Origin of the sequence: Alteromonas sp. RKMC-009 (assembly GCF_003584565.2) — a bacterium.
Taxonomy (GTDB): Bacteria; Pseudomonadota; Gammaproteobacteria; order Enterobacterales; family Alteromonadaceae; genus Alteromonas.
This window is the reverse complement of record NZ_CP032914.1, coordinates 12,735-30,000: the sequence shown is the minus strand read 5'-3', so window position 1 is coordinate 30,000 and position 17,266 is coordinate 12,735. Positions and strand designations below refer to the sequence as shown.

The following is a 17,266-nucleotide window of genomic DNA, read 5'->3' as shown; positions in this document are numbered from 1 at the left end:
TAGATATATGGAAATTGAAGATAAACCAGCAGTATTGAGATTCTTTGAATTAACAAATAATTTTGCTGGATTGGATCATGTTATTGAATCTATTAACCGATTGGATGCGAAGAATAGACTTGACGAACTAAGCGAAAATTACTTACAGGTACTTTCGGGGTGGGGGAGAGCCAAAGTCAGAGAAGTTAACATAATCCTTGAATGCTTTGGTTTTATGCTTATCGAAAGAGGCAAGGTTACTTCAGTTAATAAGTTTTTTAATTCGAACAAGATTGACGATGATGAAGTTTTCAAAATTGTTAAAAAGCATATACTCGCTGATGATAAAGCTATAGCCGTTGTGAAACGCCTGTCCAATAGCATTAAAGTTGGATCTAAGCTTCCTGGCGAGAGATCTCTTAAGAAAGAATTATCAAATGATACTGATATAGGCAGAGAAAAACTGAGAGAAACACTGCTTAGGCTCGAATGCGGAGGCTTCCTTCTAAGGAAAAATCAGGCTAGAAGGGTTCTTTTAAAGCCGCTGGACGAATTATTCAGATAGGTAAGACCATGGCTGAGTTTGCGTTCTGGGTCGGACTCATAGGCGGTATCCTGGGAATCATAGGTTTCTTCGGGGGCACACCAAGGCATTTGTCTCAAATCCTTGTACCCTTGTTAGTTTTGCTCTCTATTGCCATCTGTATTGCGCTAGAGTTATTAGTTCCCAATGAAAATGAAATTGAGGGTGAGACTCAAGTTGATTGTACCTGGCACGGTTTGCACTCTCTTCTCGTCTTTCTCCGGTTATGAATAGAGTTCGCTGATTGAGAAAGCGATCCTGGTTGTCTAGCGACCTCAATCTTAAGCGCACTGGAACACCATCGTGTTTGCAACGAAGCGCCCTGCTGAGGGAATTTTAAGCGTGTCGCAGGCGCAGCACGGCTGGTATCACGAGGTAGCTCTACAAGGCCTTCTGGGGTCTCGACACAATGGGCGTGGCTGAAGCTATTTTCTTTGAGCATTTCGCCTTCAAAACCATGTTTCAGCCAGCTGAAGTACAAAGGGATCCCGAACGCTTTACAGACTGCTCGGTTGTAATCTGCCATAAAAGCCTAGTCCATGAGATTAGAGCCCGCCCGGCCATCTACATCGTGGTGCCAGGCTTCAACCCGATTTAGGTCTACACCCAGTTCAATCAATCGAAGTAGACACGCGATAGAGTCCTTGCCGGAGCTCATCGCTAAAATTATCTTTTCATATCGATCGAGGTCGATATCAGGAGCGATGAAATAGATCCCCTGTTCGGACTGCTTATTGAGTTGTTCGGCATCGTCCATATCAAAACCAAGCTGGTGGCTGAGGTTAGGGATAACAATGTTATCGTCAAATGCATCCGAGTTAAACATAATGAATACCATCAGTGAATGATAATATTAAGATATTTTAGTTTCTAACTTGTGCTACATTGTCTAACGGTAATGTCTTCAAATTTAGAAGTGTAATATAGAGCACAATGTCTTTTTCTAAGACTGATGCTGACGGTTTTTCAAAGAAGAGTTGATAATGGAATTTGAGTCTTTTATAAAAATAGCTACAGTAGTTGTTTCAATACTTGCAATTACATTTCCATTCTGGCAGTCCAAATTACATAAAAAAGATGATGATAAAAACAAAATTATAGAGATTTTGTTGTCAGAACGTCAAATAGATCCCTTGTATAAAGATTTTATTGATCTTCATGTTGGTAAAATTTTAACGGGTGTAGAAAAAAGAGAGCTCTCATTCTACTCAGCATTGAGGAATTTCAAAAGACCTACCGAAGCCATAAGGGTGTGGAAGAAGTATCACTGGATAATAGGAGGATTTCCTATAAACAATAAGATTGAAAAAAAGTGGGTTTCTATAGTTAATGTAAACCTCCCCTAAAATAGCGGCATACCTTTTTAGAGTTCTTCGGCGTAAACTGAGCCAAGAATGGAGAACTCCTGATGAAAAAGTCCCGTTACACATGACCTTTCCCCCAAAAATAACACCATGACATTGATGAGATTTCCAATAAACTGGAGACAATGGAGATCTCAACATGAAGAAACGTTACAGCGAAGAGCAAATTATCAAGGCAATCAAGCAGCATGAAGCTGGGGCCAAGGTAGACGACATATGCCGTGATATGGGCATATCGTCGGGTACGTTTTATAACTGGCGAAGCAAATATGCGGGCATGGAAGTCAACGAAGCTAAGCGGCTCAAAGAATTAGAGTCCGAGAACAGTAAGTTGAAAAAGATGCTGGCTGACAAACTTCTTGAAGTTGAAGCGATGAAGGATGTGCTGTCAAAAAAGTGGTGACGCCAGCAGCAAGAAAGCCTGTAGCCCGCTATTTGATTGATGTATTTAAGCTCAGTGAACGGGTTGCTTGTAAGCTTGCTGGTGTTAGCAGAACGGGATTTCGCTACTGCCAAAAAGGTAAAGCTGATGATTCAGTTCGTTCACGTTTGAAAGAGCTGGCGTCTCAATATCCTCGATACGGCTATTTAATGCTTCATGGCTTACTGAAAGGTGAAGGTCTGGTTGTTAATCGCAAGCATACATACCGACTTTATACCGAAGAGGCGCTCCAGGTACGTACTAAGAAGCGTAAAAAGCTAACGCGACCAAGACAGCCAATAGAGGTGCCTTCAGCGCCGAATCAACGCTGGTCTATGGATTTTGTATCAGACCAGCTAAGCAGCGGAAGGCGCTTCCGCGTTCTGAACGTGGTTGATGATTTCTCTAGAGAAATGGTTGGACAGCTAGTCTCGGTATCAATTAGCGGACGACAGGTCGCTCGTTTTCTCAGCCAACTGATAGAGCTACGGGGAAAGCCTAAAAAGGTGATTTGCGACAACGGTACAGAATTCACCAGCAAGGCGATGTTCTTCTGGAATAAAGAAACAGGTGTTGAGCTTGGATTTATCCAACCAGGTAAACCGACACAGAATGCATTTGTTGAGAGCCTGAACGGTAAGTTCAGAAACGAATGCCTGAATCAGCACTGGTTCAGAACCTTAGATGAAGCAAGATACGAAATCGATCTATGGCGCGAACATTACAATAACGTTCGACCACATAGCTCACTGAATTACCTGCCGCCTGTTGAGTATGCAAAACGGGCAGCATAATATGAAAAATCTCATCGGAAGATTGGTGCTAATTCGGGGGAAAGGTCACACAGAGTCACAGATCGTAAAGATCTTAAAGGAAGTGGAAGCAGGCAGACTGGTCAAAGAAGTCTGCCGTGAGTACGGTATTTCAGATGCTACCTACTACAACTGGAAAGCCAAGTACGGTGGTATGGAAGCGTCTGATATCAAAAGACTGAAAGATCTTGAAGACGAAAACCGCAGACTTAAAGCGATGTTTGCAGACTTAAGCCTGGAACACCGGATCCTCAAAGATATTGTCGAAAAAAAGCTGTAAAGCCAGCGATAAGACGCGAGCTTGTTAATTATGCGCGAGAGCAGCATGGTGCCAGTTTACGTCTTGCATGTCGCGCTGTTGGCATCAGTGACTCAGTCTACCGATATCAACCTGATCAATCGCGGGATGATAAGGTCATCGCCAAACTGATAGAAGCCGCTGAGCGTTATCCTGCTTACGGATTCAGCAAGCTGTACAAAATCCTGCGTCGTTGGGGCCATGGCTGGAATCATAAGCGTGTTCACCGGATTTACTGCGAGCTCAAGCTGAATAAACGACGCCGTGGAAAGCGACGGCTGCCAGCGAGAAACCCGGAGCCACTGGCCGTGCCGGCTCAGGCTAATCATTGCTGGTCAATGGATTTTATGTGCGACAGCCTGCAATGCGGCAGACGCTTCAGAACGTTCAATCTGGTAGACGATTTCAACCGTGAAGCACTGGCTATCGAGATTGACCTGAATCTGCCATCGCAGCGTGTAGTCAGAGTATTGGAGCGCGTCGTCGCCTGGCGGGGTTACCCCAGTAAACTTCGCATGGACAATGGGCCGGAATTTATCTCAGTCACGCTGGCAAGTTGGGCTGAAGAGCATGGTATTGCACTGGAATTTATTAAACCCGGAAAGCCTACGCAGAATTCTTTTATCGAGAGATTCAACCGCACTTACAGGACAGAAATACTCAACATGTATGTCTTCAAAACATTGAATGAAGTACGTGATCTGACCGAAAACTGGATGACAGAATACAACGAGGAACGACCCCATGATGCACTGAATGATCTGACACCATGGGAATATTTAAGCAAACATGAACAGGCCGAAACCTCTAATTATGGATGTAACTAATTAAGGGAGGTTTACATTAAGTTGACATCGTTATTAGTTATAATGGCACTGGTTTCTATTGTAATTGTTTTGCTGCTTTCTAAAACAATTCAAGCCAGTATAGAGTCAAGTGAAATTCTGTCTTTGTCCAAGCTAGACATTAATCTTGCACAAAGAGTTATTAAAGATTCTCATATTTTTATTGGTGTTGACGAATTTCTAATCTTAAACGCTTTAAAATGGGCGTCTTTTTTAGCCACATTGGCAGCGTCAGCTATCTTAGGTTTTCTTATATACGCAGAATTTTTTATTTTAGATATGATTTTTGAAACCATTCTTTCAAATAAATTTGATATTCAACGTGCTTTGGAATTCAAGTTTAAAGTTAAATTTAAAATATCAAACGCTCAAAATGATAAAGATAAGGGTTGGAAAAACAAACTTATAGAAATTGCATGGTTTATTGAAATGATAATAGCAGTGAGTTATCTTCCAGTCTTAGAGAAAATATTTAAAAAGTATGTAGGGAAATAACTAAATTTATAGTGTTGTTTCATGATAGGACTAAGATATTTTGCTCTTAAATTTCAGTAATTCATCCAACAGTTGTTTGTTTTTTATTTTTCCTTTTAACTCTGACCTAGATGCCAATCCTTGTTCAAATACCCAATCAATCATCTCTAACCATGCTTTGTATCGCCCGGGCTTAATATCTGTGCGCAAACGCAAGGCTAGGTAACTTTCTGCATTAAGAACGCTTGGGAGCTCACTAAGTTGTTGACTACCCTCAATATAATCGTCCGTTCGGGTAGATAAAAGCATCTCAAAGAGAAGATCGTAACCGTCCTCTTTCAGGTTAATACCATTCAATGATGCAGCGGTTTTAAGCTTATCGAGCGTCTTTTTATTGATTGCAATTGTTGTGGTTTCTTTCTTGATTCGGTATTTGAAAGTTTTAAATTTTTGACGGATATTATCAACATCATCTTTCGGTAAAATTCCGTTAAGATATTTTATATCTGCTTTGTAATTTCCGGATAATGTTAATTCTCCCCCCCGATTTACCGATTTTATGACGTGGCCCTTTTCAATATAGCTTTGCCAAATTTCATCTGTTTGTTGGTCTTTGTCTGTCATGATAATACCTGCTGTGATGGCGTGGTCTTGTTTACCTATATTTGTTGCCAGGTTACCACCAGCCTGTCCCCAACCCTATAAAAGTGATATGTTACCTTTTATAGCACCCCTACCCTGACCTTGTGAACTGCTTTCTGTAAAAAAGTGACATATCACCAAATAAGTCAAAACCTGTCTTTATGTTAGTTAAAAATTACTAACGGAAATGACTATTTCAGAAAGTAAAAGAGTCTGCTATCCTGATCCGGACGATCTGACAGGACTGACACATGATCACCACGCTTTCACCTTACGATGCCCATACACCGAACCGGACCATGTCGGAGCTGATGGATCATGGTAAACCGTTGTCAGACGCTCAGGTTTTTGAATATCAGCTATACGGAGTGTCTGAAAATGACCTTCGCTCTGCGGTAGCCGAACACCCTGTCCTTCAGTACATTGCTTCTCTGAGCTCATTGGAATCGCGCAAAAAATCGGTAAGCGTTCTGCAACGGATCATCCGGGCCCTAGAGCCTGACGTCGTCAGAACGGATGGCGCAAAGCCCAATATTTTCACTTACCCATGGCAACACGTCACAGCGGCCGACTTCCGACTGATGCTTAATTCCTTGTCAGTTCAAGCATTTGAGTTGAGTCCTGACGGCGTCAAAGAGAAAGTGTTCAAGCCGGCTTCCCAAGCCACCAAACAACTGATGAAGTCTATCTTCAAGCAAATCATCGGTGCCTATACCGATATGAAGCTCATGAGTGAGCATGAGTACTATGCGGTCAGCCGGATAAAAGTGAAGTCAGTTTCACAGCCACCCCGGGGCCAGTATATCCCGGCAGAAGTGCAAAAAGAGGTTACGCGGTACGCGTCATTATCCCGCACGCGCCGTGGAATGCGGGATGCGGCTATTTTCGGACTATTATTATACGCCGGACTGCGTCGCAGTGAGATTGGGCTGGTGAAGTATGCGGATCTGGACTTTGTGAATCGCCAGCTGAGTGTGTTGGGTAAAGGGAATAAGCGCGTTGATATCCCCTTGTTTGATGAGGCATGGCTGCCACTAAAAGCCTATCTCGATGCCTGGGCGCCACAGGATGACAGTGCCTATCTCTTCACCGTTATCAATAAAAACGATACTTTTCGTGACAGCCCGTTACTGGGTGCAGGTGTGCGGTACATCCTGGGTGAGTTATGTTCTGGTGCCGGTATTGCGCCAATCGCCCCACATGATTTACGACGGACGTTTTGTACTGACATGATCAAGCGATTTGATGTGCAAACGGCCCAGTTATTCATGCGGCATGAGAATTCAGATACCACGCAACGCTACAACATGGAAAAAGAAGAGCAGAAGCGAATTGCACGCGATAAATTAAGTGTGTTGAACTGATGTTTGCTAGAATGGCGCATTATCGGAGAGCGATATATTCGATTTTCATAATATAACTCCCTAAAAACCTCATCTATGTGGCGATAACTAGAGCAATTAAACACTTAATAATCATAAAAAGTACGACCGGGAAAGTGTTCTATTCTGATCCTGAAAAATCTGACAGCTATATATTAGACCAACTAGTGGAATTGCCAAAGACTTACCGCTTCATTTGTGGTTCTTCGGTTCATGCGACTGATATTAATCACCGGATTGAATTGCGATAACACTGAGTAATATTGTACTTCCCAGACTCACGTCATGCCGTGTTATGGTTTAGCGCATGCAGCCTGCATCTTTTTAATAATGCGGGTTTCACCGGGCACAAGGTGTAGCTTGTATTTCTCTATTACAGTCATGAAAGAATCGATATATGAACAGCGATAACGATGATTCGGCGGCAACCATTCATCAGGTCCTTTGGCACCTTTCTGCCTGTTGAGCGAAGCATCTACCAATACAAGGTTTTCATAGTCGTTTGCGAAAGCCTGTCGCTTTTCTCTGGTCCAGAGATTACCGCCGTGACCATGAGCAAACTTTAGCGGGACAATATGGTCAAGATCCATAGCACTAGCGTCATATATAACTTTACCAGAATATGGGTCATACCAACTCCCGCTGATTACCAGACAGCCCTTGTCAGTTTTAAATGTTACTCGTGTTTTCGATGTCGCTATCAAGAGTTCGTGTCGAGTATTCTGACAGTCTCTATCTTCGTCTATCCAATGCGGCCAATCGTTTCGATCGTATAGTGAAACAAAGCTGCGGTTTTCTTCTATCGCCTCTTTTTCTGCTTTGTCGAATTGCGAAGATTGAGATTTAGGAAGTCTGCCGCCTGCTTTCAAACAGTCACTCAGCGAACTGAAGGGAGTGAAGCTTCTTGTTCTCTCGTACGACGAGCTACTAGCATCATGACAGATGCCAGATGAAGACAGCTTAACAATTGAAGAGTCTTTAACAGTTTCTTCCGTGCCATTGCATGCCGCCACTATGAAGAAGACAGATAAACAGAAGAACTTTCTAATCATAATTTTCTTATTACGTTGATATCGCATATACGGTAAGTACTGGTATTACACTTCAGACCGTCAGCAGTTTTACGATGCAAATACTAGTCTCATAGCCAGCATTATGATGACAGAAATACATCTAGACTCAGAGTATTCCTATTCTCGATAACGGACTAATCATGGACAAACGGCTTGCAGCAAATATTCTCATTGATAGAGCAGAAGTTATTCTAACAAATATTGTGGCGCTGACCGATAAGGACAGAGATTATTTCAAAGTCCCGGTGATTGATGTGGTGGTGTCATTGGAAACAGCAATTCAGCAACTGCAACAAGCTCAAGACCATGTATCTAATATAACCTTATGAAATCATGAAGGATTAAAAACGAAATGTCGTTAAGTTTTATTAGCTCAGACTTTCGCTGCAGCGAAATAACTCATGTTAATCTATATTACCATTACCTTTTTGGTAACCAGCCTCATGCAGCAACGCGTTATCCTGCTCGGAAAGCGGTACTTTTGGTAATCAACTAAATCATTCTTACGGTCGCTCGCGCTTACCAAACACGCGATATCATTGAGAAGAAACCCCATCCCGTAATCTCGCATGGTAAAATTACACAACATACGTAATATAGAGATTTGAAATCCATCCTCTGATATCCTCAAATTGCGGCTCATTCAGATAATGGACATACCGACATGGAATATAATCCCAACCAAGAGTACCAATCACCAGCCACGACTAAATTGTGCATTGAGCATGCACTCTCCTACTGCAAATCTCAAAAGATTCTAGCCCTTGAAATTGATGAGAAGGAAAGTAGGATATCCGAAATGAAAAAAGGTATAACACGCTTAAGGACGAGCAAAACCGAGCTAATATTCAAGAAATATGGATACCCTCGCGGTTCAAAAAGCATATATTTCCCCATGACTAAGGTTATAAGTTCTGCTGCAGATTTGACAGATTGTCTTCAGGCGCGAGAAAACTTACTGCAAAGTATCATTTTTCAGGATCTGGTCATTCTCTACCGAGACATGTTGAATATTGAAAGTAGCAATGATGCTGACAGAGAAAACATTGAATATCTCTTAAACGAATTAATATTTGACGATATTTTCGTAAGTTTTTCTCGAATACTCGTTACCGAGTATTTTAAGGAAAATAACAGCATTTGGCATGGTGAAGTTTTCGAAGTAAACCAGTCAAAGCTGACAAAGATGAGTTTGGAAAAAGGTGAATGTAAGGAATACAAAGCTATAGTAGAGAGAATTAACTCTCTATTCCTGACAGATGAATTTCCATCTTTTGGTACAGATACAGTCAATATTGATGATGCGTTCAAGCTATCAATGGCAATGCTGATTTCGGTGGCCGCTAATATCACGAAGGTCAACAGAAATTGTGTCTTGGTAACATGGGACCGTAAACCCAACAATATCGAGCACGTCGACCACGTGGCAGAAGTGCAAGTTAATGGAATCACGATAGCGGAAGAAGACTGTTTCGAAGGTGGTTTAGGTAGACCAGTTTACCTCGATAAAAATCCCCGCCTCAAAAATAAATGTTGTTTAGCTTCGCTAATACTTGAACTAAGAAAGAAACTATCAAATTGTCTGCCAACAAGTAGGATTCGATACCCTTTTCCAGAAATAGCAGAAATAGACTTATTCCTGAATTTGAATGAAGTAAGGGTCATATACAATACTCATACTGTAAACCTCCCCTAAAATAGCGGCATACCTTTTTAGAGTTCTTCGGCGTAAACTGAGCCAAGAATGGAGAACTCCTGATGAAAAAGTCCCGTTACACAGAGTCACAGATCGTAAAGATCTTAAAGGAAGTGGAAGCAGGCAGACTGGTCAAAGAAGTCTGCCGTGAGTACGGTATTTCAGATGCTACCTACTACAATTGGAAAGCTAAATACGGTGGTATGGAAGCGTCTGATATCAAAAGACTGAAAGATCTTGAAGACGAAAACCGCAGGCTTAAAGCGATGTTCGCTGACTTAAGTCTGGAACACCGGATCCTCAAAGATATCGTCGAAAAAAAGCTGTAAAGCCAGCGATAAGGCGTGAGCTTGTTAATTATGCGCGAGAGCAGCATGGTGCCAGTTTACGTCTTGCCTGTCGCGCTGTTGGCATCAGTGATTCAGTCTACCGATATCAACCTGATCAATCGCGGGATGATAAGGTCATCGCCAAACTGATAGAAGCCGCTGAGCGTTATCCTGCTTACGGATTCAGCAAGCTGTACAAAATCCTGCGTCGTTGGGGCCATGGCTGGAATCATAAGCGTGTTCACCGGATTTACTGCGAACTCAAGCTGAATAAACGACGCCGTGGAAAGCGAAGGCTGCCAGCGAGAAACCCGGAGCCACTGGCCGTGCCGGCTCAGGCTAATCATTGCTGGTCAATGGATTTTATGTGCGACAGCCTGCAATGCGGCAGACGCTTCAGAACGTTCAATCTGGTAGACGATTTCAACCGCGAAGCACTGGCTATCGAGATTGACCTGAATCTGCCATCGCAGCGTGTAGTCAGAGTATTGGAGCGCGTCGTCGCCTGGCGGGGTTACCCCAGTAAACTTCGCATGGACAACGGGCCGGAATTTATCTCAATCACGCTGGCAAGTTGGGCTGAAGAGCATGGTATTGCACTGGAATTTATTAAACCCGGAAAGCCTACGCAGAATTCTTTTATCGAGAGATTCAACCGCACTTACAGGACAGAAATACTCAACATGTATGTCTTCAAAACATTGAATGAAGTACGTGAACTGACCGAAAACTGGATGACAGAATACAACGAGGAACGCCCCCATGATGCACTGAATGATCTGACACCATGGGAATATTTAAGCAAACATGAACAGGCCGAAACCTCTAATTATGGATGTATGTAGTGGCAGACTAAACCCGAACACCATTTTAAGTGGTAGCATTACACTTAATAACGAGGTGTTCAATGAAAAGACAAAGACGATCATTCAGTCCGGAATTTAAACATGATTCAGCCAGCCTGGTAGTTGATCAGGGTTACAGTATGACTGAAGCTGGTCGCGCAGTAGATGTACATGAAAATACTCTGCGCAAGTGGGTTCGGCAACTTGAGGCAGAGCGCGGCGGCAGTACACCCAAGTCCAAAGCGTTGACTCCGGAGCAGCAGCGCATACAAGAACTCGAAGCACGCGTAAATCGCCTGGAACGGGAAAAGGCCATATTAAAAAAGGCTACTGCACTCTTGATGTCCGACGAGCTGAAGTCCACGCGCTGATAGACCGGTTGAGGGTGCATGAATCAACAGAATTGGTCTGTTCAGCGTTAGGTGTTGGTGTCAGCAGTTATTACGAACGACGAAAGCGTCAGCGCCTGATTGGTGCCAAGCGGCGTATTCTGCGCGCCAGAGTGAAGCGCCTGTTTGACAAAAGTCGTCAGTCCGCAGGCACTCGAACACTCGTTGATATGCTTCGCGATGAAGGCATTACCATGGGCCGGTTCAAAGTAGGCCGGTTGATGAAAGAACAAGGGCTGATGAGTAAGCAGCCGGGCAAACATGCTTATAAAAATGTTCAGGTTGAACGGCCAGATATCCCGAACTTACTGGACAGACAGTTCAATGTGGAGAAACCCAATCAGGTATGGTGCGGCGACATCACTTACATCTGGGCGGGCTCAGCATGGCATTATGCTGCTGTAGTTATCGACCTGCATACTCGCAGGGTTATCGGTTGGAGTATGTCACACCGGCCGGATGCGGAACTCGCAGCCAGAGCCTTAGATATGGCGTATGAACTACGAGGTAAGCCAGAAGGTGTGATGTTCCACTGTGACCAGGGCTCTCAGTACGCAGCGCGCAAGTTCAGGCAAAGGCTGTGGCGTTACAAGATGACCCAGAGTATGAGTCGACGAGGAAATTGCTGGGATAATAGCCCGATGGAGCGTGTATTCAGGAGCCTGAAATCCGAGTGGATGCCTTCAACTGGCTACAGTTCAATTAACAAAGCGAAACGAGATGTGGGTTATTACCTGATGAATTACTACAACTGGGAAAGACCGCATCAATTTAACGATGGGCTACCACCGGCGAAAGCAGAAAAATTAGCTAAAAAGGTGTCCGGGTTTAGTCTGCCACTACACCTCAACAACTTAAAGCATTGGGTAGAGTTTAGTCAACATCCCACTACCTGTCATAACTTAGTCTTAAAGTTAATAACTTACTAACCTAAAATTTGGCTTATTCTCATTGGCACCATACAAGGATGTTTGTGAATGCCGAGAAACAAAGCCACCTTTATTGACCTGCTGGTAGAATTACCATGGTGGGTATCGGTACTGGTATCCGCCACGGCCTATGTGATGATGGCACATGTGTTGCCATCCATTCAAACCGATAACCAAATTGCCGTTATGGTGTTTAAAGCCTTTGTGATCCCTGCACCTTTTATCGCTGTCGTGATATTGCTTGCCGCCCCATTTGCATTTTTAAATGCTCGCCGTAAGGCCAAACAACTGGATTCCCAACGTAATATTCAAAGCGTGCGTGATCTGCACTGGCGTAACTTTGAAGAGTTGGTGGCCGAAGCCTATCGCAGACAAGGATATCGGGTAACTGAAGGCGGTTATGGTGCCGATGGCGGTATTGATCTAGAGCTTCGAAAAGACGGCCAACTTACTTTGGTGCAATGCAAACAGTGGAAAACGCAAAAGGTCGGCGTAAATGTGGTGCGGGAAATGTTTGGCGTGTTAACTGCACATCAGGCTAATCACTTTAAAATCATCAGTTCTGGTGCCTTTACCCAGCAAGCTATCGACTTTGCGGCAGGCAAACCTATCGAGCTTATTAATGGTCCAAAACTATTAGCTTTGGTAAACGATGTGCAGGTTTCACCTCAGGGAAGTATTGAAAAACCCAAGGTATGTCCAAAATGTTCTGGTGAGTTAGTAGAAAGAACGGCGAAACGCGGCGCTAAAGCCGGCAATACGTTTTTGGGGTGTTCCAACTTTCCTAAATGCCGTTATATCGAATGAGTAAGGATAGAGATGAAAGATCTGGATGGACACAAGAAAATAGCTGTACTTATCGATGCTGATAATGCGCAGATAGCGAGGCTCTCAGCTATTCTGGATGAAATCTCTGCTCATGGTCACGTGCTCATTAAACGTGCGTATGGTGACTGGTCAGCTGAAACACTTAAAAACTGGAAGAAACCGCTTAACGAACTGGCGATACAACCTATTCAACAATTTGCCTATACCACTGGGAAGAATGCTACCGACGCATCTATGATTATTGATGCCATGGATTTACTCTATTCTGACCGAATAGACGCTTTTGCACTGGTCAGTAGTGACAGCGATTTTACTAAACTCGCATCCAGATTAAGAGAATCCGAGAAATTTGTATTTGGTGTGGGCGAGAAGAAAACACCGGTATCGTTTCGAAATGCTTGCGATGATTTCGTCTTTACAGAAAATCTGGATTCTGCTCAGGATGCTAAACCAGAAAAAGTAGTAGCAGGCCCCTCGCCTGTCAGCTCTTCTAACGGTGCTGAAGAGCTTATTCCGGCATTTCTTAAAGCATGGGAACTTTATCAAAATGAAGATGGCTGGGTTAACGCTGGTCCTGCTGGTAGTTTCCTGAAACGGGCAAAGCCAGACTTCGATCCTCGTACTTATGGTGGCAAGAAAGTTACAGACGTCGTAGCCAGTTTATCCAGTGTATTTGAGATGTCCCGCCAGCGGGGAAAAGGGACGACAAGCATTGTGCGTTATCGTCCCAGAGTGATTGCGATAAAATAGATTATGTTAAGCAGACTTAACATTATCAACAATCGACATCTGTTGAGCTGGTGAGCCTGTCGATGTATGAAAAGTCTCGACCTAGCCTGACAGGCTGCAAAGAGCGAATTGCGGAAATTTCTCTTCGTATCGTAGTGCTCATTCAAAAGTATGCTTTGTTTGATATAGCGGACATTACCTTTTCGGATTTTATTGCCCATAAACTACTAAATTAAAACCCGCTTAATGTACCTTACTAATTATCTTTTAAAAATGCAGCTCTTCTATCCGACACGGTTTTCCGTATAAATAGCCTTGATAGGTGTGACACCCCATACTCTGCAATAACGCGCGCTGGGCTTCTGTTTCAACACCCTCAGCTATGACTTGCAGTTCCATTGAGTCGGCTAATGTTATAACTGCCTGAGCGATGGCCCTATCATTACTGCTATTGATAATATCTCGAACAAACTCTTGGTCAATTTTCAACTGATTTATAGGCAATTGTTTTAAGTAGGATAAGGATGAATAGCCTGTACCAAAATCATCGATTGAAAAAGTCACGCCGTGCTGCTGCAACTCTTTCATCTTAGCTTTAACATCAGGAATGTTATTTGCGAGCAACGTTTCCGTAATTTCCAGCTTTAGCAACTGTGGATTTGCACCTGAGGTTTTCAATGCATTTAAAACAGTCTGAACAAAATTATCTTTGCTAAATTGAACTACGCTTATGTTAACCGCAATGCTTAGGTGTTGTTTTTCGGATTCTAAAGACCATTTTGCCAGAGTGGCGCAAGCTTCCTCTAGCACCCACTCGCCAATGGGTACAATAAGACCTGTTTCCTCCGCTAATGGGATAAATTGCAGTGGCGACACCATGCCTTTTTCTAGGTGTATCCAGCGTAACAATACCTCAACACCAATACACTGCTTCAGGTGATTGACCTGTTTTTGATAGAAAAGTACAAATTGCTGGCTTTGTATTGCAGAGTATAAGTCGCTAATAATTGCTGCTCTTGAGCTTACTGCAACTTGCATTTGCGGGTCAAAAAACTGCACACCATCTCGGCCAGCATATTTAGCCTTGTACATAGCCATATCAGCTTGCTTTAACAAATCTTCTTTTGACAGATTTTCACTGTTAAAAAGTGTTACACCAATGCTTGCCGAACTATTGTAAGTTAGACCGTCAAGATTATATTCCCTTGTTAAATTACTCACGATTTTTTGTGCAAGTCTCTCAGCCTGGTTCGCTGCTAATGTTGGTTCATGACTTAAATCTGATGCAATAATAACAAACTCATCGCCGCCTAAACGCGCTACGGTATCACCTTGTCTCACTGAGTTGACAAGACGCTCAGCGACCTGACACAAAAGCAAATCACCTTTATTATGACCAGCACTATCATTAAGGTTTTTAAAGTTATCTAAATCAAGAAAAAATAATGCTGAGAAGTTCCTTGTACGAACGCTATGATTTATAGCTCCCGTCAATCTGTCCAACAACAGACGTCGATTAGGTAGCAATGTTAATGGGTCATAAAATGCTAACTGGTGAATTTCATTTTCACGTTGTTTACGCTCAGTGATATCCCTGACAACACCGATAAAGTTAACTTCACCAGCCATTTGAACTTCAACTACACCAAGCTCGATTGGAAACATAGAACCATCTTTGCGCAAGGCCTCAAGCTCACGAATACGCCCAGTAATGTCACTGACACCGCGTTCTATATAATTTGATAAGTAGCTATCGTGATGCTCTCGATGAGGTGACCCCATCAACATGCTAATATTTTTGCCAAGCGTTTCATCTTCCGTATAGCCGAAGATTTCCTGTGCGGCTTGGTTAAATGTCAGAATTTTACCACGACCATCAATAGTAATAATGCCATCAAGCAACCCTTCAACAACAGCTTCCATCTGCCTTGACTTATCACTAAGCGCTTTTTCTGCAATTATTTGGTCATTGATATCAAAGTGTGTGCCCAATAACCATAGAGCTTTGCCATCATATGTCCTTGAAGAAATACGCCCTCTGGTGTTTATCCATATCCATTCACCATTTTTGTGTTTCATACGAAGATTGGCTTCATATATGGGTATTAGGCCTGACACGTGCTTTTCAAGAATAGTTGCACAATAAGCCAGGTCATCAGGATGCGTTAACCTCTCCCACGTGCTTCTGTTTGCAGGTAATAACTCAGAAAGTGTGTAACCCAGTAATGCGGCCCATTTATCATTGATAATCAACTCGCCTGTTTGAATATTAAAATGCCATGTGCCTATAGTGTTAGCGTCTATTACGGCCTTAAGTAAATTCTGACTGTTCCTTATGAGCTCTTCATCCTGTTTCTCTTTTGTAATATCTGTTTCAATTGCAATATAGCCGCTCAAACTACCACTTTCACTAAACAGCGGGTTACAAGCTATTCTCACCCAGTAGGAATTTTGCGCTTTTGAATAATTTACAACATCAACATTAAAGCCGTTCTGTTGAGCAAGCGCATCTCTCATTATTGCAACAGTGGCAGGATCAGTGTCGGGCCCTTGTAATAACTCCCCAGGCTTTTTACTCTGCATTTCTTCAATGCCATATCCTGTAAGAAAGGAGAAGGCTTCATTAATCCATATAACTCGACCTTTGACATCAGTTATTACCACACCATTGGTTGTCTGCCTTGCAACTTCAGAAAGGCGTCTTATTTCTGACTGCGCTTCAACTTGTGCCGTGGTATTGCGTATGACGACCAATACCTCATTATCATCAATCTTTTTATATCGCGCTTCGAACGATTGATTTGACTTTTCAAACGTGTAGTTATGATGAATCACATCGTTGTTACAAAAGGCTTGCTTGAGGCACTCTACGAGTTGATGACCTAGCTCATTGGGTAGTATCTCATGAACGGTACGCCCCAAAATCGCTTGTTGAGGTTTAAGTAAGTCAGGATGCTCTTTGCAAACCAAAAAACGAAAGTTTCGGTCAATAACAAATACCATATCAGGCAGTGTTGCCAGTATTGAGGTTGTTCTTGCCATGCCTTTTAAAAACTGCTCTTGAAGTCGAGCGTGATCTTCTTTGGCAATTTCATACTCAACCATGTCTGCAAATTCGCGCAGTTCTTGCTGCTCTTTTGCTGAAAAGTCTCTGGCCACGGAGTCAATTAGACATAGAGTGCCGATGGGTTGCCCACTTGTCTCTCGCAGCGGTGCACCCGCATAAAAACGAATATGCGGCGCGTGGGTTACTAAAGGATTTGACGAAAAGCGCTCATCTTTTGTTGCATCTGAAACAATTAAAATATCCTCATGCAATATCGCATGGCCACAAAATGAGATATCACGGCCTGTTTCACAAGCGTCAAGACCCACTTTAGATTTAAACCATTGCCGGTCACTATCCACCAAAGAGATAAGGCATATTGGCACTTTAAATACAGACGCTGCTAATCTTGTAATGCGGTCAAAGCGCTTCTCTGCTGGCGTATCCAGCAAATTAGTTCGCTGTAATGCAAGTAAACGAGCAGCTTCATCAACAGGGAATTCAGGTGCGTTCAAAACGTTACTCCAATAATTTGCTGCTTAATCGATTATTATCAATTGTACTACAAGAATACACTGTTAAATGTTTTAGGCTTTCACTTG

The 17,266-nt window shown here is 42.9% G+C and carries 14 protein-coding genes and 2 pseudogenes; 12 read left to right on the top strand and 4 right to left on the bottom strand.

Annotated elements, in window-relative coordinates; translation table 11 throughout:
- Positions 1-7 precede the first annotated feature (7 nt).
- Positions 8-544, top strand: coding sequence for a hypothetical protein (locus DS731_RS21660; RefSeq protein WP_150154399.1), 537 nt, complete (start codon positions 8-10; stop codon positions 542-544).
- Between the two features lie 183 nt (positions 545-727).
- Here the strand turns inward: DS731_RS21660 and DS731_RS22320 are convergent.
- Positions 728-1,319, bottom strand: a pseudogene (locus DS731_RS22320) (hypothetical protein); the annotation flags it as partial.
- A 226-nt stretch (positions 1,320-1,545) separates the two neighbouring features.
- Between DS731_RS22320 and DS731_RS21650 the strand changes: the two are divergent.
- The 4 genes from DS731_RS21650 (at position 1,546) to DS731_RS21635 (ending at position 4,797) form a co-directional block, all read left to right on the top strand.
- On the top strand, positions 1,546-1,908 hold the full coding sequence (locus tag DS731_RS21650; protein ID WP_150154395.1) for a hypothetical protein: 363 nt from the start codon (positions 1,546-1,548) through the stop codon (positions 1,906-1,908).
- Positions 1,909-2,065: 157 nt separating this feature from the next.
- A protein-coding gene (locus DS731_RS21645; RefSeq protein WP_119499497.1) for an IS3 family transposase occupies positions 2,066-3,141 on the top strand; the annotation gives its coding sequence in 2 pieces (ribosomal slippage) (positions 2,066-2,315 and positions 2,315-3,141; 1,077 coding nt in all).
- 31 nt (positions 3,142-3,172) lie between these two features.
- Positions 3,173-4,284, top strand: a protein-coding gene (locus tag DS731_RS21640) for an IS3 family transposase (RefSeq protein ID WP_332311127.1) whose coding sequence is annotated in 2 segments (ribosomal slippage) — positions 3,173-3,425 and positions 3,425-4,284 — 1,113 coding nt in all. Because the reading frame shifts where the segments join, the coding sequence is not laid out codon by codon here.
- A gap of 21 nt (positions 4,285-4,305) precedes the next feature.
- Entirely contained in the window at positions 4,306-4,797 is a 492-nt protein-coding gene (locus DS731_RS21635; RefSeq protein ID WP_150154393.1) for a hypothetical protein, read from the top strand.
- 30 nt (positions 4,798-4,827) lie between these two features.
- Here the strand turns inward: DS731_RS21635 and DS731_RS21630 are convergent, their stop codons facing one another.
- A complete protein-coding gene (locus tag DS731_RS21630) occupies positions 4,828-5,400 on the bottom strand; it encodes a hypothetical protein (protein ID WP_150154392.1) in 573 nt (190 codons plus the stop codon).
- Positions 5,401-5,669: 269 nt separating this feature from the next.
- Between DS731_RS21630 and DS731_RS21625 the strand changes: the two genes are divergently transcribed.
- A complete protein-coding gene (locus tag DS731_RS21625; RefSeq protein WP_150154390.1) occupies positions 5,670-6,782 on the top strand; it encodes a tyrosine-type recombinase/integrase in 1,113 nt (370 codons plus the stop codon).
- A gap of 311 nt (positions 6,783-7,093) precedes the next feature.
- Here DS731_RS21625 and DS731_RS21620 read toward each other — a convergent pair whose 3' ends face one another.
- Positions 7,094-7,879 carry an HNH endonuclease family protein gene (locus DS731_RS21620; protein ID WP_232373581.1) on the bottom strand — a complete coding sequence of 262 codons (786 nt, stop codon included), beginning with the start codon at positions 7,877-7,879 and terminating at the stop codon, positions 7,094-7,096.
- 134 nt (positions 7,880-8,013) lie between these two features.
- Between DS731_RS21620 and DS731_RS21615 the strand changes: the two genes are divergently transcribed.
- The 6 genes and pseudogenes from DS731_RS21615 to DS731_RS21590 all read left to right on the top strand — a co-directional run bounded on the left by DS731_RS21615 (position 8,014) and on the right by DS731_RS21590 (position 13,639).
- Positions 8,014-8,202, top strand: a complete 189-nt coding sequence (locus tag DS731_RS21615; protein ID WP_150154388.1) for a hypothetical protein — start codon at positions 8,014-8,016, stop codon at positions 8,200-8,202.
- 335 nt (positions 8,203-8,537) lie between these two features.
- Complete coding sequence (locus tag DS731_RS21610) at positions 8,538-9,569, top strand: hypothetical protein (RefSeq protein ID WP_150154386.1); 1,032 nt, start codon at positions 8,538-8,540, stop codon at positions 9,567-9,569.
- 62 nt (positions 9,570-9,631) lie between these two features.
- A protein-coding gene (locus DS731_RS21605) for an IS3 family transposase (RefSeq protein ID WP_150154384.1) occupies positions 9,632-10,743 on the top strand; the annotation gives its coding sequence in 2 pieces (ribosomal slippage) (positions 9,632-9,884 and positions 9,884-10,743; 1,113 coding nt in all).
- Positions 10,744-10,805: 62 nt separating this feature from the next.
- Positions 10,806-11,965 (top strand): annotated as a pseudogene (locus tag DS731_RS21600) (IS3 family transposase); the annotation flags it as partial.
- Positions 11,966-12,109: 144 nt separating this feature from the next.
- Entirely contained in the window at positions 12,110-12,868 is a 759-nt protein-coding gene (locus DS731_RS21595; protein WP_150154382.1) for a DUF2034 domain-containing protein, read from the top strand.
- Between the two features lie 12 nt (positions 12,869-12,880).
- The gene (locus tag DS731_RS21590; RefSeq protein WP_150154380.1) at positions 12,881-13,639 is read left to right on the top strand and encodes an NYN domain-containing protein; all 759 of its coding nucleotides are present in this window, start codon (positions 12,881-12,883) and stop codon (positions 13,637-13,639) included.
- Between the two features lie 246 nt (positions 13,640-13,885).
- Here DS731_RS21590 and DS731_RS21585 read toward each other — a convergent pair whose 3' ends face one another.
- Positions 13,886-17,179, bottom strand: a complete 3,294-nt coding sequence (locus DS731_RS21585) for a bifunctional diguanylate cyclase/phosphodiesterase (protein ID WP_150154378.1) — start codon at positions 17,177-17,179, stop codon at positions 13,886-13,888.
- Between the last annotated feature and the right edge of the window lie 87 nt (positions 17,180-17,266).

Excerpts from the sequence above, each read along its gene's own strand:
- DS731_RS21660 (WP_150154399.1), top strand. The coding sequence starts at position 8 with ATGGAAATTGAAGATAAACCAGCAGTATTGAGATTCTTTGAATTAACA.
- DS731_RS21650 (WP_150154395.1), top strand. The coding sequence starts at position 1,546 with ATGGAATTTGAGTCTTTTATAAAAATAGCTACAGTAGTTGTTTCAATA.
- DS731_RS21630 (WP_150154392.1), bottom strand. The coding sequence starts at position 5,400 with ATGACAGACAAAGACCAACAAACAGATGAAATTTGGCAAAGCTATATT.
- DS731_RS21625 (WP_150154390.1), top strand. The coding sequence starts at position 5,670 with ATGATCACCACGCTTTCACCTTACGATGCCCATACACCGAACCGGACC.
- DS731_RS21620 (WP_232373581.1), bottom strand. The coding sequence starts at position 7,879 with ATGCGATATCAACGTAATAAGAAAATTATGATTAGAAAGTTCTTCTGT.
- DS731_RS21615 (WP_150154388.1), top strand. The coding sequence starts at position 8,014 with ATGGACAAACGGCTTGCAGCAAATATTCTCATTGATAGAGCAGAAGTT.
- DS731_RS21610 (WP_150154386.1), top strand. The coding sequence starts at position 8,538 with ATGGAATATAATCCCAACCAAGAGTACCAATCACCAGCCACGACTAAA.
- DS731_RS21595 (WP_150154382.1), top strand. The coding sequence starts at position 12,110 with ATGCCGAGAAACAAAGCCACCTTTATTGACCTGCTGGTAGAATTACCA.
- DS731_RS21590 (WP_150154380.1), top strand. The coding sequence starts at position 12,881 with ATGAAAGATCTGGATGGACACAAGAAAATAGCTGTACTTATCGATGCT.